Genomic DNA, 4,697 nt, shown 5'->3' with positions numbered 1-4,697 from the left:
TCAGCACACATTTGTTCCGCTGCCGCGTCGCTGGGTTGTCGAGCGTTCCTTTGGGTGGATGGTGCAATGGCGGCGCTTAGTACGTGACTATGAGGGACGCATCGACGTCTCCTGCGAAATGATCTATGTCGCTATGGGCAGCTTACTTCTCAAACGTCTATTCGAAAATGAGTAGTTTTCAAACGGGCTCTCAGAAAATTTGCCTTTTTCTTCAATATGCATGATGACGGGTTCCAAGCCTGCGTCGAATCTTTAGCTACCTATCGTCAAGTACGGCCCTTTCTTTACTGGTACACTGAAGTGCTAGACTCAGGAGGAAGCATGACCCAGGACGAGATACTCAGCATGTTCAGAACGCAAGCGCAGCACCTGGAGGCGGACTCGTCGGCACTTACCACAGCGATCCTGAATCTTGCCCAACTGCTGGCCGATTCACGTGGCAGGCTGAGCAAGGAGAATTTCGAGACGCTTGTCCTGATTGGCGGTGCACTCTACAAGCATGGGCATAACCAGTTTCTTGGAAAACAGGATGTGGATGACATTATGAGAATTTCTCATGGCGGCCCGAATGAGCACCATCGCTGAGTCATCATGGATGTTGACGATGAGAATTCTGGTTTCTGCTTAGGGACTCTATGACAGTACTTGTGTCGGTCAAAATTAATGATGGCGTAGTAATGGCTGCAGACAGCGCTAGTTCCTATGCCAGCGGCATGGTGTACAACCATTCCCGCAAAATCGTGAATCTGGGAGAGGGTTTGCCGGTCGGAGCAATGGTCACAGGCAACGGGGGCATTGGCAATGAATCGATCGAAACTCTGCTTAAGGACTTGCGTAAGCGACTCAACGGTGATGATCCAGCCTATTCTGATTGGGCTCTTGACGCTAGCAGCTATAGTATGGAGAGCATTGCGATAAAGTTGCGCCGGTTCCTGTTCGAAGAAAAGTCCATGCCCAACGGCAGCAATACCTGGACCAAATTGCGACTATGCGGTTACTCGGCCGGTCGCCCGCTAGCAGAAGTATGGGAAGTGAGCCTCATGGGAGAAAGTGCTCCTGCCCCCGTTTGCATTCAGGGTGAGCACGAATTCGGTCTGCGGTGGGACGGAGAATATGAGGCCCTGGACCGTCTGGTATTTGGTCTTGGTACGCGCTTTAACGAATTTGCTGTCAAGCATGGCATGGAGCCAGAGCAGGCCGCTGCGCTTCGCGAAGCACTGGTGCCGGAACTATATGAACTGCTTTTCGTAGAGGCCATGCCGATTCAGGACGCGATTGATCTAGCGCGTTATCTCGTCGAGACTACAATTGGGTTTATCAAGTTCTCCGTATCTCGGCCGAAGGGCGTCGGTGGTGCCATCGAGCTTGCATCCATTACCAAGCATGAAGGTTTCCACTGGGTTCAGCGCCGCGAACAGGATACACTTCTCGCGAGAGGGCCATAGCTTCGCTATCCATTGGTGTTGTCACCGGCGCCCAACTGCATGGAGGCGCAACGCCTCCGACGCCAACAAGCCGTATTTATGTATGATTGCCATTTCTACGAGCTCAATTCTGAACATGGAACAACAATGATCAAGGTTAGCGTGATGTACCCACAGACACTCGATGCACGATTCGATCATGAATATTACCGGGACAAGCACACATCGCTGATCAAACAGCTAATGGGTGACAGCTGCCTGAGCTATACAATCGACGGAGGGCTCTCTGGCACCGCACCCGACACTGCTGCACCTTACGTCGCAATGTGTCACATCTATCGCGAATCGCTGGAGGCCTTCCATGCAGGGTTTGGCCCGCATGCCAAGGCAATCCGAGCCGATATCACCAATTCCATCGACATCACCCCGATCCGTCAAATAAGCGAAATCGTCGTCAGTGATAGTGTTCAACGGGTCATGCCGAGTGCAATCCATCTCGCGTAGCGAGCGATACATGATGGTGAAGTTTCCGGCATTTGACGGCAAAATCAGATCGACAGCTTGGTATCCGGGGACAACCATCGCGTTTGGCCCTTACAGCGATTGGTGCAGTGCCCTACGCGTACGCAGTCCGGAACTGAGTGGGCGACCAGAATCGTTCTGAATCTGGTTCAAGACCTGAGGTCGCAAGGAAAGTCCCCTTGCGACAGACAGATGCCGGCTGGTTGAATGTATAAATAAGTAAATTTGGTACGAGCGATAGTATGTAGAGCGGTTTCCATTTCGTGATGCGTACCGTCGTTCCCTGCACAATAGATGATTGAATATCGAATTCGTCGCACAAGCATTTTGATCCGCTCAAACCCAGCCCGAGCCCGCCACGGGTCGTGTATCCATCTTTGAGCGCGAGGCTGATGTCAGCGATACCTGGTCCATTGTCGACCAAGGCCATGCGCACACCAAGGCGCACCCCGTTCATGACTCGTTGGATCGATGCTTCACCACCACCGCGATATTTAAGGGTGTTACGAGCAAGCTCACTGGCGGCGGTGATCAGTTTGGTTTGGTCGCGCAGGCGGAAACCAATTGCAACCAAAACTTCCCGTACCGATTGACGCAGACGGACGAGGTCTATATCGCTGCGCAATGGAAGTACGAGTTCTTGGAAATTTACAGACATCTGATCAGTCGCCTTTTCGCAGTACTGTTGAATTTTCTATGTAACCTCGCTCGCTCAGCTTACTTTCTCATTGTTCTAACCCGCTGATTGCTGCAACAATTTCATGCCCATTTCGACATTCAGTGCGGTACGAACACCCTGCAAGCTGAGGCCCAATTCTACAAGCGTGATGGCGACTGCAGGCTGCATACCCACAACAACAGTGCGCGCATCAAGGACCTTGGCCATGGCCGCAGTATTGCTGATCATTTTCCCGATGAAGGAATCAACGATATCAAGTGCGGAAATGTCGATCAAAACGCCATACGCACGGTCCTTTACGATGCGTTCAGTCAGATCATCCTGAAGCGCCATCGCGAGCTGGTCATGCATGTCAACTTGGATAGGGACGAGGAGTAGCCGTCCCATCCGCAAGATTGGAATTCTGTCCATTGCTCACGCTACCCTGCTGTCATCCAATAATGTTCGAGCCGGTACGTTTGAGCGCGATGGTAAAGGCGTCAGCCAGAGTCGCTTTGGTCGTCACTTCCTCAAGATTGACACCTAGATGCACAATGGTCTGGGCGATTTGTGGCCGGATTCCACTGATAACGCAATCGGCACCCATTAGGCGCGCTGCGGCAATGGTCTTGAGCAGATGCTGAGCAACCAGAGTATCGACAGTCGGCACGCCGGTGATATCAATAATCGCAATGGACGCGCCTGTCTCAACGATTTTCTGCAGCAGGCTTTCCATGACCACTTGCGTGCGGGCGCTGTCGAGGGTGCCAATCAGAGGCAATGCCAGTACATTCTTCCAGAGCTGAACAACGGGTGTCGACAGTTCAAGCAACTCCTGCTGCTGCCGCAGGATGACCTGCTCCCGACCCTTCTGGTATTCAGTGATGGTGAACAAGCCGAGTTGGTCGAACAGGGCACCTGTTTGCATTGTTGCTTCGATCAGAGTGTCTTGCTGGCCAGCCAACTCGGTACGAAGCAGGGCGAACAAAGGTTCTTTCAACGAGAAGATGAATGTGGCTGTCTCTATTGGGGTAAACGCCTGACGTACCCGAATGACGCAAATCTCGGAAAGTACTGCCTTGACCTCATTCCACGCAGCGGCGCTGATATCGTAACTCGGGACGCTTGCCAAGGTAGTCTGCAGTGTTGACAGAAAGCTAGCCGCTTCCTGCGCCATTTGGCGCTCGATGGCTTTGTCACGGCGTAGGGTACGAGACAGCATTGCATCAAGCCAACCTTTGAGCAGGTTCTCAGAGTGTTTTGAGATGATGATGGCAAGGTGGCCTGTGGCAGAAGTGCTCATGCATTCCCTTCGAAGAATAGGGGTTAAAAAGGCCTGTAAAGCATAGGAGTGCTTTGTTTTTACAGCGCTCGGTATGGCGCCGCCGTGCATGGAACAAAGCGGTTGGAGACGAGAAACGAAGGTGAAGTTGGACGGAGGGAGAGGTTGCCCGCTGAAACCATTTGACAAGATAACACAACGTGACATTCTCGCCGAGCCTGACGTGTTAAACGGAGCTGCCTGGCAATAACATGTTTCAATGTATGTTTTCACGTATCGCTCAGGTGCAATATCAAGCCCCAAGGTTCATCAGGAATCCGATACGGACCACTGACGTACTGGGCGGTGGCGGCACCTTCCAGCACCATCACGGTACCATTGGGCAGGCCTGGCGTCTGATTAGTCGATGCTGCCTAGCCTGATGTCAAACACGCTTTGTCGGGTGCTTGAGGACTCACATGACGTGAAGCTTTCTACGTGATGGTCATATATGGCCCGCCCAGGCGACGACAAATTCTGTAGCTCGTTAGAATAGATGAAGTATTGGTAGGGCTTTTCGACTTTTGCCTGTATAGTGGGTTCTGTGCTTGCATCAAGCCGTTGTTGTTGATCTCTTTCCCGTCTAGCTCATTTGCGAGCAATTCCTGTTTGATTTCCTTCGGTAGCTTTCCTTGATATCGGACCGTCGGGTAGCAGCGGCGTATTACTACGCCACCGCCCCCTAAGAACGGAGCGTGCCACTTTCACGGCACTCCGCTCAAGCCTTTCAAAGCCCCTTCACAGGAGCCGGTTTGGACACTGTCATTCCAAG

The 4,697-nt window shown here is 52.3% G+C and carries 6 protein-coding genes and 1 pseudogene; 4 read left to right on the top strand and 3 right to left on the bottom strand.

What is annotated here, in order from left to right:
* From IGW03_RS37150 to IGW03_RS37135, 4 genes are all read left to right on the top strand, one after another.
* A partial coding sequence (locus IGW03_RS37150; RefSeq protein WP_194727394.1) for a transposase occupies positions 1-175 on the top strand: 175 nt, incomplete at its 5' end.
* Positions 176-321: 146 nt separating this feature from the next.
* Complete coding sequence (locus tag IGW03_RS37145; protein WP_194727400.1) at positions 322-585, top strand: hypothetical protein; 264 nt, start codon at positions 322-324, stop codon at positions 583-585.
* A gap of 50 nt (positions 586-635) precedes the next feature.
* Entirely contained in the window at positions 636-1,445 is an 810-nt protein-coding gene (locus IGW03_RS37140) for a hypothetical protein (RefSeq protein ID WP_194727399.1), read from the top strand.
* Between the two features lie 126 nt (positions 1,446-1,571).
* Positions 1,572-1,928 (top strand): EthD family reductase, encoded by a 357-nt coding sequence (locus IGW03_RS37135; RefSeq protein WP_194727398.1) that lies wholly within the window; start codon positions 1,572-1,574, stop codon positions 1,926-1,928.
* Between the two features lie 271 nt (positions 1,929-2,199).
* Here IGW03_RS37135 and IGW03_RS37130 read toward each other — a convergent pair.
* The 3 genes and pseudogenes from IGW03_RS37130 to IGW03_RS37120 form a co-directional block, all read right to left on the bottom strand.
* A pseudogene (locus IGW03_RS37130) lies at positions 2,200-2,604 on the bottom strand (anti-sigma regulatory factor); the annotation flags it as partial.
* Positions 2,605-2,679: 75 nt separating this feature from the next.
* Complete coding sequence (locus tag IGW03_RS37125; RefSeq protein WP_194727396.1) at positions 2,680-3,036, bottom strand: STAS domain-containing protein; 357 nt, start codon at positions 3,034-3,036, stop codon at positions 2,680-2,682.
* Between the two features lie 19 nt (positions 3,037-3,055).
* A complete protein-coding gene (locus IGW03_RS37120) occupies positions 3,056-3,907 on the bottom strand; it encodes an STAS domain-containing protein (protein WP_194727395.1) in 852 nt (283 codons plus the stop codon).
* Positions 3,908-4,697 lie beyond the last annotated feature (790 nt).

Origin of the sequence: Noviherbaspirillum malthae (genome assembly GCF_015352985.1) — a bacterium.
Lineage (GTDB): Bacteria > Pseudomonadota > Gammaproteobacteria > Burkholderiales > Burkholderiaceae_D > Noviherbaspirillum > Noviherbaspirillum malthae.
Note: the sequence above shows the minus strand (reverse complement) of the source record. Positions and strands in the feature narration are given on the sequence as shown.